A 13895-nucleotide genomic window follows, 5' to 3' on the forward strand; every position below is an offset into this window, starting at 1 on the left:
GGTAATCAATACGTGAAGCTGTTTTTCAAAATCATCCTCTGGCTGCGGCATCCGCATAAAATATAATCGTGTAAAATTTCGTTGTTTCATTCCCAGGGTTAACGTACCGATGGGGCCGGTTAGCCGAGAAATGCACAGAGCTTCCGGCAGGGACGGTGTAGCTTTCGTCTTCGCGCCACAGTTCCAGCTCTCCCTGATGCACAAAAATATATTCCTCCACGCCATCATTATGCGCTTCTGAACCATGGTCACAGCCGGGATCCATGATGACCATATAGGACTCGAATTTGGTGCGCAGGTTGTAGGAGAACAAAGGGTATACCCGGTATGCGCCTTCGGCCTCGTGAAAAGGCTCCACATCATCCGGAGAGACCACGGTCACTTCGGTTTCCGCCTCCTCGATGAGCGTGGTGAATGAAATGCCGAGGCCGCTGACGATGCGCCATAATACGGAAATCGTCGGGTTTGAATCCCCCCGCTCGATCTGTCCCAGCATGGCTTTGCTTACGCCGGTCAACTCGGCTACGTTATCGAGGCTGAGGCCCCGTGATTTGCGGATGGCTTGCAGATTTCTCCCTACTTTTTTATGAATGGGTTCCAAGTGTAACCATATCCTCCTTCTGAAACTAAGCCGTTAACTGATCTTGCTCTGATCCGCTTGCGGCTTCTCCATAAGCTTTGACACCATATCATCGGTCATATGGTTCAAATCATATTGTACATCAAATCCCCATTCTTCGCGTGCTGCAGTTGCGTCTATAGAATCCGGCCATTCGTTCGCAATCGCTTGACGGACAGGATCCACGTTATAGTCGAGGCTGAAATCCGGTATGTGTCGGCGGATGCTGGCCGCAATCCCCTCAGGGTCGACGCTCATCGCCGTGACATTAAAGGCATTACGGTGCTTCAGCTTAGCCGGATCCGCTTCCATCAATGTCATGATGGCTGAGATCGCATCCGGCATGTACATCATGTCAAGGTAGGTCCCTTTATCAATGTAGGAAGTATAGCTGCCGCTGCGAATGGCGTCTACATACATCTCAACCGCATAATCCGTCGTTCCCCCGCCCGGAGGCGCGGAGTGGGAGATCAGCCCTGGAAAACGCAATCCGCGGGTATCCACTCCGAATTTATGGTAATAGTAGTCACACAATAGCTCGCCGGAGACCTTGCTGACTCCATACATCGTTAACGGGCGCTGCAGCGTGTCTTGCGGCGTTGCTCTTTTCGGAGTGTCCGCCCCGAATGCTGCGATAGAGCTCGGCGTAAAGAACTGGCAGGATAATGCCCGTGCCGTCTCGAGGGCGCTTAACAAACCGCCCATATTCAGGTTCCAAGCCAGTGCGGGATTGGATTCGGCCTTGGCCGACAACAGGGCTGCAAGATGGATAATCGTATCCGCCCGGTGTTCTTTAGCTGCTTCATGGAATGCTTGGTGGTCGGTTACATCCAGTGTTCGGAACGGTCCTGATTGCACCGTTTCATGCTGGATTTGGCGAATGTCCGTTGCGAGAACAGCTTCTACGCCGTAAACTTGCCGCAATTTCGCCACCAGGTCTGAGCCAATCTGACCGAGCGCACCAGTTACCATAATTCGTTTCATCACTTGTGCCCCCTTATTAGATCAGACCCAGCTCGCGTCCGATGGTTTCATATGCGGAAAGTGCGCGATCCAGCATCTCCTTCGTATGCATGGCGGTTGGCATATTCCGAACTCTTCCCGTGCCTTTTGGCACCGTCGGGAACACGATCGATTTGGCATACACGCCTTCTTCATACAATCTGGTGCTGAATTTCTGGGTGGTTGCTTCATCTCCAATAATGCAAGGCGTAATCGGCGTTTCCGTACGGCCGACGGAATAGCCAAGACGATTAAGGCCTTCCTGCAGATAACGGGTGTTCTCCCACAGCTTCATTTGCAGGTCTTTGCTGTTCTGCAGGATGTCGATAGCGGTAATGCAAGCGGCCACGGTACCTGGAGGCAGCGCCGTGGAGAACAGGAACGGCCGGCTGCGGACCTTGAGCCAATCGACCAGATCCCGTGATCCGGCAACATACCCGCCGACAACGCCAACCGCTTTGGACAGCGTGCCGATCTGGATATCCACTCGCTCCGACAATCCGAAATGCTTCACGGTGCCTGCTCCGCCGCCAAGAACACCTGAGCCATGCGCATCGTCCACATAAGTGATCAGATCATAGGTCTCCGCGATCTCCACGATTTCGGGGAGCTTCGCAATATCGCCGTCCATCGAGAACACGCCGTCGGTAATGACCATAATCTTGTTATATAAACCGGATTCTCTCGCTTCTTGGGCCTTCGAACGCAAATCGTCCATGTCCGAATGGTTAAAACGAATAACCTTCGCCTTGGTCAACCGACAGCCGTCAATAATGGACGCATGGTTCAGCTCATCCGACAAAATCGCATCCCCGGCACCCATCACCGCCGAGATCGCCGCCATATTGCAATTGAAACCGGACTGATAGGTCAGCACCGCTTCGGTTCCCTTGAACTGAGCAAGCTTCTCCTCAAGCTCTACATGAAGTGCAAGCGTTCCGTTAATGGAGCGAACGGCGCCGCTGCCGGTCCCGAAATCGGTCGTAGCCCGGATGGCCGCTTCTTTCAATCGCTCATCATTCGCCAGACCCAGATAGTTGTTGGAAGATAAATTCACGAATTCACGACCCTGAATGGTAATAAGCGGACCATTCGGACTTTCAAGAGGCTGGATCGTATTATAGAGTCCTTGCTGCTTGAGTTCTGTTAGATTATCCTGTAAGAAAGCGCTTAACGATTGACTGGACATATGAAATTCCTCCCGTGGATCCGAAGTATCTTAACGTACATATCATTTACCATTCCATTGTATGCAAAAAGCCACGCGCATGCAATATCCTGTACAAAAATATGTTATATTGCATAAATAAAAAAACCATGCTTCCTCAACCGAGAAAGCATGGCTTATTCATGGTTATTCTCTTAACGTCCAAATATCGGCTAGCGGCTCAGGCAAATTCAATGAGGCAATCCTTGCTCTTCCGTCATCCGTCAGGCCTATTGCCCATTTGTCGAAAAATTCAGTCAGGTCCTCCCCAGCCGTTTGAGAAGCTATGACGGCAAAAGTATCGACCGTGCCTTGAATTTCATCGCGAGATAATTCGCGGTATGTCTCGAATATCCGGGTGTAGAATTCCCAGCCGTAAGCAAGCTGAAGCTGCTTGAACATCACCAGTCTTTCATAATTGCCGATTTGGCCGTATTTTTTTGCCGGGTCATTGTTCTCAACAAATGCGATCCCCCGGTCGTAGTAATCCTTGCCGTCATTCCCGACTTTCAATAGTTCGGAGGCATTCCCGTACTTTTCTTGGGTGTAAAGCGAGAACAGGTTAACGGTCACTTCCCCGACATCGCTCCAGGTCCATGTCCGCTGCTGGTATTCATGCCCAAGTTCATGCCAGAATCCCCAAGCGCTTGTTTTTACATAATGGACATCCAGCAGGTTGGCTGCATAACTGAACGGCAGCATGATTGGATATCCCGCATGCATTGCCCCCGAAGAGATCTGTCCGTCGGCGACGTAACGACGATTCAATTGATGGGCGGTATGCGGCATCGCCCTGTCCGGATCAAGACCTACCAGTTCATCATAACTGTCGTAAATTTCATCCCACGTCCGCATCAACTCCTCCGGATCGGCTACTTGGCGAATCAAATCCGAGGGGACCGTCAGGATAATACGTTCGCCTTGAAGCTCCGCGAAAGGGACGGTAACCGGCCCGGTGCGAATTCTCTCCCATTCCTCAAGCGTAGTCTTGCCAAGCACGTAATACGGTGCTTCCACCGCCCCGCTGATCTTGACGGTTGCCCGAAAGTCATTCTTCGCCTTTAGGGGAATGAGATATATGAGTCCACCATATGGGCTGTTAACTTGATGGATGCCCGGGGTCAGCTTCTGGTGGTTAACGATAAGCGGAACTCGTTCCCACTTGCCGGATCCTCTCAAATCGTCATCATGCGAACCGATTTGAACCGTTAAATGCTCCACGCCTTCCGGTACTTCAAGCGTAATGACTTTACCGGGGGGTGCATACAATCCGGTACTGATCCAGTTTTTCGACGGAAGGGCGTGCGTGTACATCGTGTTGGGGAAATCAAAGTCGACCTCGACTTCCCGGTCGTTAACGATGGCCGCTTCCTCCGAAACTACTCCCGGAAATGCGTCGGCATACGGAGATTTCTCGTTGGCCGGATCCAAGGTAAAATGACTGAAGCGGAAGTTATGCAGCGCATTCGTATAGGGCTGCTGAAATTTTTGGATCGGGAACTCGGCGGGCGGCAGGCTGCCGGCCTCTGTATCTGCCCAAGCGTTCAGGGGGGATTCGCTGGATAACGTTTCGAGCGTCTCGTTTAGTATATGGTAGAGCCGCTCCTGTTTTTTGTTCGCAGGGGTGCCCGGCGGACCGATATCGATTTGATCGTAAGTGATCGTTCCCTCTTCCACTTCCTTGCCTTGAGCAAGCCGTGTCTTGATATGATGATCGTTGGCTTGCTCATAGGTCAATGCCGATTCGCCCACACTTGACTCCGAACCTCTGTTCATCAGCGTCAGCCCAGCCCGGTTAAGCAGCTTTTGAATCGCAAAATCACGGCTCAGCCTGGCTCCCCTCAGATTGCCTACCTGAAGCACGATTTCCTCTGTGGTATCACGCGTTATTCCCTCGATGCCGCTCAGGTTATCCGCCACGACAATGCCGCCGCCTGACCGTAGATATTGATCCAGCGCTTCCAGATCCTTTTCCTTCATCGTATGGTCTACATAGGCTGCCGCGTATTTTTGCGGATTCAGGTTTACGGAATCCCAACTGTCGATTTTCACCAATTCGATGGGCAAATCCGGGTTTACCGCAAACCCGGCGGAGGTAGTTATCAATCGAATCTTCTTCCCAGATTTCTTCAATGCATCTTCGTAGCGGTTCGTATGATCGTTTCCTTGACCTTGATTCGTGGTGGCATCTTCGGTCAGCCACCATAAAATATTCCGGGCCAGTTTTCCGGCAGTATCCCCCGCCGACTCAGTCAGATTAAAATACTCCTTGCTCCCGGCGACAACGATACGCCCTTTACCGTAACGGGCTGCCGAAATCGTTGGAATATAATCGGGCACGTTGATATTGAATGCCGCATCCCCTACTGCAGCAACACCGCCGCCAGCGAAATATGGAATCGCTTGCAAATCCTTATAAAATATGCTGAAATCGTTCTTAAGCACGTCGAGCGGCGTTCCAGCCGACCAAGGAGCATCAGTCAATCCGGATGATTGAAGCTCGGTTGGTCCGGTGACGTCTGCCTGCGAAAAAGCCGTTACCGGATGCTTACTGATCTCCGCAGATTCGGCAGATTCGGCTGATGCGATAGATGCAAACATTAAGGATACTGCAGGCCCGATTACTGCATATTTTTTAATCCGTTTCATTATCTTCATTCCTTTACGATCCCTCCTTGATTTCCTTTAATATCTGGATGGAATGGCACAGCTGCCATAAGCTTTACAGTCAACACCTCCCCCTGGATTTGTCATAGAATAGGAACTCCACTTTTAGCTTAATGAACGCCGCTCGGATTTGAAATGCATAAAAAACACATCAATGTATCCAAAATACACAACCGGTAGGGGGCAGCCAATGGATATTAACCACCTGAAGTTGATTCAGAATTACCTGGCTAACGCGAATCTTCGCTTATCCATTGCCAAGGTTGATAAAGTGTCCCAGAACTGGCGCTTCTTTAATATGAGGCCGTCCTATAACGCCCTATATTTTATACGGGAAGGAGAAGGCTGGATTAAGATCGATGATCAAGAGTATCGTCCCTCCCCCGGACAAATCGTTCTCATGCCGGCCGGATCGCTTCATTCCATCTCTGTCGTCAACGACAATACCTACAGGAAGTTCTGGTGCCATTTTACCGCCAAGGTGGACACCCTGAACTTGTTTCAGCTAATTCATCTTCCCCACGTGCTGGATGTGCCGGACGAGTCATATATGGAGCAGTTATTCAAGGAATTGATCGATGCCTATCGGAGCAGCGCTTGGACCGCCCCATTGCAAAGGAACGAAATACTGATGAAGCTTGTCCGACATTATCTTGATATCGTTCCCGATCGCCAAATCTCGCTGTCCATGCTGCCTGATATGCAGAAGCTGAACACGGTATTCCAGTATATCGAGGAGCACATCAACGATAACGTCAGCGTGGAACAGCTGGCAGGACTTATCCATTATAATCCCAACTATTTCATCCGCTTCTTCAAATCCAAAATGAAGATGACACCCGTGCAATATATTATTAAAGTCAGGATCGAGAAAACAAAGGGTCTATTGATGACCACGGATTTGACGCTGGAGGAAATCGGGAGGCAGGTGGGGATGGAGGTCCATTATTTATGCCGGGTATTCAAGCAGTTCACCAACATGTCGCCAGGGGAATTCCGTAACCAGATCATGTCGAACCGCTAATAAAAATCTCCCTGGGATGTTCCGGAATGTGATTCCGATACTCCCAGGGAGATGAAGAAGTGACAACTTATTTCCCTATTTCGTCCGCGGTCTCTTTAAGGAAACTCAGTTTCTCCCATTTGCTGCTATGCCGTATAGATGCTCGGCCACAGACTCGTATCCGCCGGATGAAGCCCACCCATGTGGTATGATTGTTGCCGCGCCATTCGTGAGCCGTAATAATCAGGCTAGCGATGGCCGGAAGCTATATCCGCAAATTCAAGTGGCAATCGCTTCATGCAGCGCCTCGACGTAAGCTGCGGCAAGCTTGGACAGGGTCGCGTTTTTATGGCTGATCCATCCAACGTTGATCGTCTCATCGCAGGCGAGCGGAACCGGAATAATCTCGTTCCCGTTCAGGTCGGCGCTCAGCACCCCGGTCGAAATGGTATACCCGTTCAGACCGATCAGCAGATTGAACAGGGTTGCACGGTCATTGACCCGGATGCTTTTTTTGTGAGACAGCGTGCTGAGGATTTCCTCCGAGAAGTGGAACGAATTGTATTCCCCCTGCTCGAAGGATAAATACGGATAATTCTGAAGCTCGTCAATGGTCACGATGGACTGCTTGGCCAGCGGATTTTTGATGCTAATAAAAATATGCGGGCTCGCCGTAAACAAGCTGGTAAACTGAAGCCCTGCATCCTTCAGCAGCTTGTTGATCACCTTGGCATTGAATTCGTTCAGGTAGAGAATGCCGATCTCGCTGCGCAGGGTTTTGACGTCCTGGATGATTTCGTAGGTCTTCGTCTCTCTCAGCGCCAATTCGTACTCATCCTGCCCGTATTCCTGGACCAGCTTCACGAAGGCATTGACCGCAAAGGCGTAGTGCTGCGTGGATACCGAAAAATGCTGCGGGGAAGGCTTTGCGTTCAGATAACGCCCTTCCAGAAGCTCTGCCTGCTCCACCACCTGCCGCGCATAGCCGAGAAACTCCGCGCCTTCTTTGGACAAGGATATTCCTTTGTTCGTCCGCTCGAATATCGTAATGCGAAGCTCTTCCTCCAGATCCTTGATCGCGTTGGACAGGCTGGGCTGGGAAATAAATAGTCGTTTGGCCGCCTCGTTCATGGAACCACGATTGGCAACTTCGATGGCGTACTTTAATTGTTGTAAGGTCAATGTGATTCCCCCTTTTATACTTCATGTTCAAAAAACACTCGTACATCATATCTGCTGCTATTCATGCTACAGAGGCAGAAATACAGAAACACCGACCCTGCCAAGGTTCGCTTTGTACTTGGATGGATCACCGTGAGCAGATGGAATCCGGCTAGCAATCGAAAGCACCAATCGGTTTGGAGACTGCTGTATCAACTTTAGAACCATTATAACCCGTTTCCATCATAAGAAGTGATCTGGTGGAACATCTATATCAGATCCAAAAAACGCGGCGGATTGTCGATGTTTCTCATACATTAGGGGGTTACGCCTTACGAAATCGGGAGTGCCACCGTAAATAAACACGAATGAACAAAAAACAAGCGCCGATCACCAGGCTTCCGGAGCCAGCGGTAATCGAGCGCTTGTTTGCAATTGTTAATACTAGCTAAGCCTCTAAATATTCACCTTATACCCTAAAGCCAGTTCATCCCCGGGAAGCCCACGGATTCCCCAGTTGTGCTGCGGCGTTTCGAAAATCGTAATCTCCACGTCCTGGGAAGAGACATGCAGCGTTTGCTGAATCCGTTCAAACAGCAATCGAATCAGCTGTTTCTTAGCCTCCACCGTCCGGCCTTCAAATATGCTGATCTCGATCACCGTGTAACGATCAGTTCTCCCGTCAGGGAAGTAGAAATCCTCCCGACTCATGGGAAAAAAACGATGAAATTTCTTATCCGCCGGAAGTTCAAATGCGTCTACCACGCACGAATGTATCACTTCCGACAGCTGCTCCTTCACCGGGTTCAGCCGCTCCCGGACGCCGTAAATTTTGATCTGTGCCATGCTCTGCTCATCTCCTCTAATCTCATCTAAACTAAAGGCTATGTCACCTTGTCGTTATATTCGTTTCAGGCAGTAAATAATCCTTCCTGCCCCGTCCCTATTCCCCGGTCTGGAACTGCTTCTTCGCCCACTCGACATAGGACGGATGGCTTCGGATCAATTCTTCATGCGTGCCGCTTCCCGTAATATGACCCTTCTCAAGCACAATAATCTGGTCCGCCTTGACGACCGTCGATAACCGGTGCGCGATGACCACGGTCGTTCGTTCCACCATCAGATTGTTCAGCGCCTTCTGCACTTCGTGCTCGGAGTCGCTGTCCAGGCTTGCCGTCGCTTCATCCAGCAGCAGGATGTCCGGCTTCCGCAGCAAAGCCCTTGCAATCGCGACCCGTTGGCGCTGACCTCCGGATAACTGGATACCCCGCTCGCCAACCTCCGTGTTGTACCCTCTCGGCAAGGCCTCGATAAACCCTTCCGCGTACGCGAGCCGCGCTGCTTCCGCAATCTCCTCGTCGGAGACCGGCTCCTCCCGCCCATAGATGATATTGTCCCGAATCGTTCCGGTCATGAGCGGGCTGTCCTGGGACACATATCCGAGCTTTCGCCGCCAGGACTCCAGCGTATAATCGCGGATCGCTTCCGAACCGAAGCAAATTTCCCCGCCGGATGGCGCATAGAACCGCTCAATCAAGGAGAATACCGTGGTTTTGCCGCTGCCGCTGGGCCCGACCAGGGCAGTAACCTTCTTGGCTGGAATGGAAAAGGTTACGTCGGACAGAATGGTTTCACCTTCATGGTAAGCAAACGTAACCTTTTTGAATTCAACGTCCCGATGACCTTCCGGTGCCGACCGCACCGCACGATGATCGCTCTCCGGTTCGAATTCAAGGATAAGCCGCAATCTCTCGGTTGCCGCCATCACCTTCTGGAGCTGGGAGTAAAACGTGGCGAACTGGCTGAAAGGAAACATGATTTGGAAGAGCAGCAGGATAAACGATACCAGCTCGCCTGCGCTGAGCGCACCGGAAGAAACGCGAACGCCGCCGTATCCGATGATGACCACCAGCAGAACGACCATGACCATCGACATCAACGGAATCAGAACCGAGTTAATCTTGGCTTCCTTCATGCCGAAACGGTACAGGCTGTCCATATCCTCATACCCGCTTTTCTCCTCCCTCCGCTCTGCATTGGAGGCTTTCACCAGCCTGATCTCGCCGATCACCTGGGTCAGCATGGCGGACAGCTGGGCCAGCTGTCCATACATGCTGATGGAGATTTTGTACATTTTTCCGCCGATGGGCATCAAAATGCCGAACCCGACCGGAACGGCAATCAGGATGATGAGGGTCATCCGCCAATCCAGGTAAAACAGGATCGCAACAGCCCCCAGAACGGTCAGCAGATTCGAGCAAAAAGCGATCAGATGATCCGTGATCAGCGTCTTTACTTCATTCGTATCGTTGGTCACACGGCTCATCGTCTCAGCCGAGCGATGCTTGTCGAAGAACGGAACCGGCAGGGCCAGCACCTTCGTCCAAAGCCGTTTTCGAATTTTGTTCACCGTCTGGTTCCCGACATAGGCAAGCATATAATACGAAAGTCCGCTGGCCACGGCTTCCAGCAGGAACAGGACGGCCAGAAAGCCGACCATGCCAATATTAAACGCATCTGCGGCGAAATTATCGATGAGCTGGCCGGTGATGAGCGGGACGATAAGTCCCGTCACCGCCCCGACCAAACTTAATACGATTGCCAGAAAGAGCATCAGCTTCGGAATGCCCGAAGAACGCAGCAGCTGGATAAAATATCGAACCGTGGTTTTTGTTACCTTGCCTTTCTCATCTACGGTTTGCTCCATTCAAACTTCCTCCCTTCTCGTTCAACCCGTCACATATAGATTTCTTTGATAAAGCGGCCGGTAAAGGAGGCTTCCACTGCAGCCACTTCTTCGGGCGTTCCTGTCGCCACCAGGGATCCGCCAGCTGCTCCCCCGCCAGGCCCGATATCGATGATCCAATCGGAATTCCAGATCAGGTCCAGATTGTGCTCAACCAACATCACGGTGTTCCCCGCATCCACCAAACGGTTTAACAGGACGAGAAGCTGCCTGACGTCTCCAGGGTGAAGCCCTGTCGAGGGTTCGTCCAGCAAATAGAGCGTGTGGTTTTTCGTTTTTTTACTCAGTTCCTTTGCCAATTTGATCCGTTGTCCCTCGCCGCCCGACAGGGTGCTCACCGATTGTCCCCACTTCAAATATCCAAGTCCGACATCGCAGAGCAGCCGGGTCAATTCCATGATCTTTGGCTTCACTTCCAGAAGGGCAAGACTTTCCCCAATCGTCATGTCCAAAATATCGGAGATGGTGTAACCGTTAAAAGTCACGCGGAGAACCTCTTCCTTGAAGCGCTTGCCCTTGCAGTCCGGGCAGCGTACTTCCAGCTCCGGCAGAAAGTGCATATGCACGGACACGACGCCAAGGCCTTGGCATGTCTCACAGCGCCCGCCTTGCGTATTAAAGGAGAAGTGCTTGGCCGTTAAATGATTCTGTTTAGCTTCCGGCAAGCTGGCGTACCAGTTTCTGATATGAGTGTAAACATCCGTATAGGTAGCAATGTTAGAGCGCTGCATTCGGGATACCGGCGATTGGTCAACCTTGATCAGCTGTCCCACCGATTCCCAGCCCGTGATGGCTTTGCAGCCGATTGGAGTTGATTGATCGCTTCCGGATTCCGCCAGAAGATCGAATAAAAGCGTGGATTTACCAGATCCCGATACGCCTGTCACGGATATAAGACAGCCTAGCGGGAAAGAGGTCGTAATATGTTTCAGATTTCTCAGATGTGCATCCTCGATCGTCAGCAGGCTGCCGTTTCCGGTCCTGCGCCGAGTCGGAGCCGCCAGCATCGTGGGATCCCGGAAATACGATCCGGTCACGGACTCGGGATTCCCTATCAATTCCTCCAGCGTTCCTTGACCGACGACCGTGCCGCCCATCGTTCCCGCAGCCGGTCCGATATCAATGATATGATCGGCGGCCCGCATCACTTCTTCGTCATGCTCGATGACAAGCACCGTGTTGCCGAGATCCCTCAGTTGTTTCAGAACCTGGATAAGCCCCCTGGTATCTTTGGGATGCAAACCCGTCGTCGGTTCGTCCAAAATGTACAGCACGCCCGTGAGGCCGGAGCCCAGAATCGATGCGAGCCGAAGCCTCTGAGCTTCCCCGCCCGACATCGTGACGACCTGCCTCTCCATGGACATGTAACCCAGCCCGACATCCATGATGCGCTTTAGTCTCACGACAGAATCATAAATGAGCGGTTCCACGATCGTTAATTGGTCCGCCGTCAGCTTCTTCAGCAGCGCCTCCATCCAATTCAGCGCTTCCCCGATCGACCATGCGTTAACTTCGTTAATGGAGACGCCGTCAATCCGGACGCGGCGGCTGTCCTCCTTCAGCTTCGTTCCGTGGCAATCCGGACAGACATGCTCATGAAACAGGGCCGCTTCCCCGGACTCGCTCCCCTTCTCCCGGTACCTTCTCCATATTCCGGTGACTACGCCCTCGTACTTGCCTTGTCCTACGGACTTCGGCGGCTTCACGTCAGGAAAATGCCGGCTGAACGGCTCGCTCTCCACGCCATAGTACAGGAGATCGCGCTGAACGTCGCCATAATCCCGAAGCGGCATAAACTCATCGAACACAAACCCGTAATACTTGGCTGCTGCTTTCAGAATGCTGATGTTATAATCGGTGAGAGCGCTGTACCATATTGCCACCCCGCCGTCTCTTAGGCTCAAATCAAGCTGGAACACGGCTTCCATGTTCAGGCTGACCGTCTGACCGAGTCCGCTGCACGTTTCGCATGCGCCTTCCGGCTTGTTAAAGGAAAAATGCGACATCGTCAATTTGTCGAGACCATGCCCGCATCGCCTACAATGAACCGTCTCGTGGGAATCGCTGATCTCTTCCTCGTCTGAGGGGCCGTGATAGGCTTCTCCGTCCACACTCGGTATCACCTTCTCGCCGCAGGAAGGACAGCTTCGTTCCCCCAGCTTGGCAAACAGAATCCGGAGCAGCGTGTAGATATCCGTCACCGTTCCGATGGTGGATCTCGGGTTCCGGTTCGTTATGTGCTGACCCACGCTGATCGACGGGGAGAGCCCTTCAATCGAATCCACCTTCGGCTTGCTGACCGAGTCCGACACCATGCCCATGGATTCCATGTACTGCCGCTGACATTCCCGCTGCAGCGTATCCATGGCCAGCGTAGACTTGCCCGAGCCGGACGGACCTGTCATGACGACCAGTTTGTATTTTGGAATCTCAAGCGAAACATTTTTCAGATTGTTCTCCCTGGCACCGCGAATCTTAATCGTTCCTTCCATCTTCCCTACCTCCTTCATTTTACAAACCCATCTTACAACATTGATGCAAGTACAAAATTTCAAACCTGCGAAGGTTGCTCCACCACTGTTTTCAACGGCGAAAGCCGTCACGGAGCTTTAAGGTTTATGTACAATGTTTGATGCCCTGTTGGTTGTCTGTGCACCGCAATTGACTTTATAATAGGCTATAAATATCTACGCTACGTATCGTGTGTTCAGAGGAGAGGTACCCATGCCGAAAAAAATCGCACCCGAATTTTATTTTATTGGCAACCATCCCGTGCTGGATTTCGTGAATACCAAGATCGCTGTCAACGCTCAGCCGCTGGATTTGCTGGATACTTTCGATTCTTTAATGGATTGGATGGTGAAGGCGAACCTGCTGTCGGAGGCGGAACGCAACCTGCGCAAGGCGGTATATAACGGCAACGAGGAGGAAGCCCGGATCGTGGAGTCCGCCAGATTGCTCCGCCACCACATCTTTCATCTGATTCAGCCGGGCAGTGCGAACGAGAGTTCAACCGAAGCAAGCCTGCAGTTCATCAACGGGCTGCTGAAGGAGCAAATCATGCGTACCGTGCTTGTGGCCGAAGACAGCGCGTACAGCCGCAAAAGCCGGATGCTTTTTCGGAAGCCGCTGGACCTGCTGAGCCCGATCGCCGCATCTGCCGTTGATTTTTTAACGACCCATGACTTGAAGCTGGTGAAAAAATGCGAAAATCCGGCGTGCGTGCTTCGCTTTTACGACAATAGCAAAAACGGCACAAGGCGCTGGTGCAGCCCCAAAACATGCGGAAACCGCATGAAGGTCGCTGCCTATCTGGAGCGTCAGAAACAACAAACGAAGGAATCTTAGATAAACCGTCTAAGATTCCTTTTTTAATACCCAAAATAAAACTTTACAGGTTAATACTCGGGATATATAATACCCTTAAATGAGTTATGATGGTTAATAAAAAGGAGGGAAGTGTTCTACAAATAAATGACGACCAGTCAAA

10 protein-coding genes are annotated in these 13895 nt (G+C 51.6%); 2 read left to right on the forward strand and 8 right to left on the reverse strand.

What is annotated here, in order from left to right:
• Window positions 1–31: 31 nt before the first annotated feature.
• From GYMC10_RS23105 to GYMC10_RS23120, 4 genes are all read right to left on the reverse strand, one after another.
• Entirely contained in the window at window positions 32–601 is a 570-nt protein-coding gene (locus GYMC10_RS23105) for a helix-turn-helix domain-containing protein (RefSeq protein ID WP_015736756.1), read from the reverse strand.
• A gap of 33 nt (window positions 602–634) precedes the next feature.
• The gene (locus GYMC10_RS23110) at window positions 635–1603 is read right to left on the reverse strand and encodes an NAD-dependent epimerase/dehydratase family protein (RefSeq protein ID WP_015736757.1); all 969 of its coding nucleotides are present in this window, start codon (window positions 1601–1603) and stop codon (window positions 635–637) included.
• Between the two features lie 16 nt (window positions 1604–1619).
• The gene (locus GYMC10_RS23115) at window positions 1620–2810 is read right to left on the reverse strand and encodes a glycine C-acetyltransferase (RefSeq protein WP_015736758.1); all 1191 of its coding nucleotides are present in this window, start codon (window positions 2808–2810) and stop codon (window positions 1620–1622) included.
• A gap of 165 nt (window positions 2811–2975) precedes the next feature.
• Window positions 2976–5486: a M60 family metallopeptidase gene (locus tag GYMC10_RS23120; RefSeq protein ID WP_015736759.1), complete on the reverse strand. Its 2511-nt coding sequence runs from the start codon at window positions 5484–5486 to the stop codon at window positions 2976–2978.
• A gap of 199 nt (window positions 5487–5685) precedes the next feature.
• Between GYMC10_RS23120 and GYMC10_RS23125 the strand changes: the two genes are divergently transcribed.
• The gene (locus GYMC10_RS23125; RefSeq protein ID WP_015736760.1) at window positions 5686–6519 is read left to right on the forward strand and encodes an AraC family transcriptional regulator; all 834 of its coding nucleotides are present in this window, start codon (window positions 5686–5688) and stop codon (window positions 6517–6519) included.
• 258 nt (window positions 6520–6777) lie between these two features.
• Here the strand turns inward: GYMC10_RS23125 and GYMC10_RS23130 are convergent, their stop codons facing one another.
• From GYMC10_RS23130 to uvrA, 4 genes are all read right to left on the reverse strand, one after another.
• Window positions 6778–7680 carry a LysR family transcriptional regulator gene (locus GYMC10_RS23130; RefSeq protein WP_015736761.1) on the reverse strand — a complete coding sequence of 301 codons (903 nt, stop codon included), beginning with the start codon at window positions 7678–7680 and terminating at the stop codon, window positions 6778–6780.
• 435 nt (window positions 7681–8115) lie between these two features.
• The gene (locus tag GYMC10_RS23135; protein ID WP_015736762.1) at window positions 8116–8505 is read right to left on the reverse strand and encodes a tautomerase family protein; all 390 of its coding nucleotides are present in this window, start codon (window positions 8503–8505) and stop codon (window positions 8116–8118) included.
• Window positions 8506–8602: 97 nt separating this feature from the next.
• Window positions 8603–10366, reverse strand: a complete 1764-nt coding sequence (locus tag GYMC10_RS23140) for an ABC transporter ATP-binding protein (RefSeq protein ID WP_015736763.1) — start codon at window positions 10364–10366, stop codon at window positions 8603–8605.
• Window positions 10367–10395: 29 nt separating this feature from the next.
• Window positions 10396–12897 carry an excinuclease ABC subunit UvrA gene (gene uvrA, locus GYMC10_RS23145; RefSeq protein WP_015736764.1) on the reverse strand — a complete coding sequence of 834 codons (2502 nt, stop codon included), beginning with the start codon at window positions 12895–12897 and terminating at the stop codon, window positions 10396–10398.
• A 232-nt stretch (window positions 12898–13129) separates the two neighbouring features.
• Between uvrA and GYMC10_RS23150 the strand changes: the two genes are divergently transcribed.
• The gene (locus GYMC10_RS23150; protein WP_015736765.1) at window positions 13130–13753 is read left to right on the forward strand and encodes a CGNR zinc finger domain-containing protein; all 624 of its coding nucleotides are present in this window, start codon (window positions 13130–13132) and stop codon (window positions 13751–13753) included.
• The last annotated feature ends 142 nt before the right edge of the window (window positions 13754–13895 follow it).

The sequence above is a fragment of the Paenibacillus sp. Y412MC10 genome, assembly GCF_000024685.1.
Lineage (GTDB): Bacteria > Bacillota > Bacilli > Paenibacillales > Paenibacillaceae > Paenibacillus_AQ > Paenibacillus_AQ lautus_A.

Bases quoted from the DNA above. Each gene is read 5' to 3' on its own strand.
- GYMC10_RS23110 (WP_015736757.1), bottom strand. From the start codon at position 1,603: ATGAAACGAATTATGGTAACTGGTGCGCTCGGTCAGATTGGCTCAGAC.
- GYMC10_RS23115 (WP_015736758.1), bottom strand. From the start codon at position 2,810: ATGTCCAGTCAATCGTTAAGCGCTTTCTTACAGGATAATCTAACAGAA.
- GYMC10_RS23120 (WP_015736759.1), bottom strand. From the start codon at position 5,486: ATGAAGATAATGAAACGGATTAAAAAATATGCAGTAATCGGGCCTGCA.
- GYMC10_RS23125 (WP_015736760.1), top strand. From the start codon at position 5,686: ATGGATATTAACCACCTGAAGTTGATTCAGAATTACCTGGCTAACGCG.
- GYMC10_RS23135 (WP_015736762.1), bottom strand. From the start codon at position 8,505: ATGGCACAGATCAAAATTTACGGCGTCCGGGAGCGGCTGAACCCGGTG.
- GYMC10_RS23140 (WP_015736763.1), bottom strand. From the start codon at position 10,366: ATGGAGCAAACCGTAGATGAGAAAGGCAAGGTAACAAAAACCACGGTT.
- uvrA (WP_015736764.1), bottom strand. From the start codon at position 12,897: ATGGAAGGAACGATTAAGATTCGCGGTGCCAGGGAGAACAATCTGAAA.
- GYMC10_RS23150 (WP_015736765.1), top strand. From the start codon at position 13,130: ATGCCGAAAAAAATCGCACCCGAATTTTATTTTATTGGCAACCATCCC.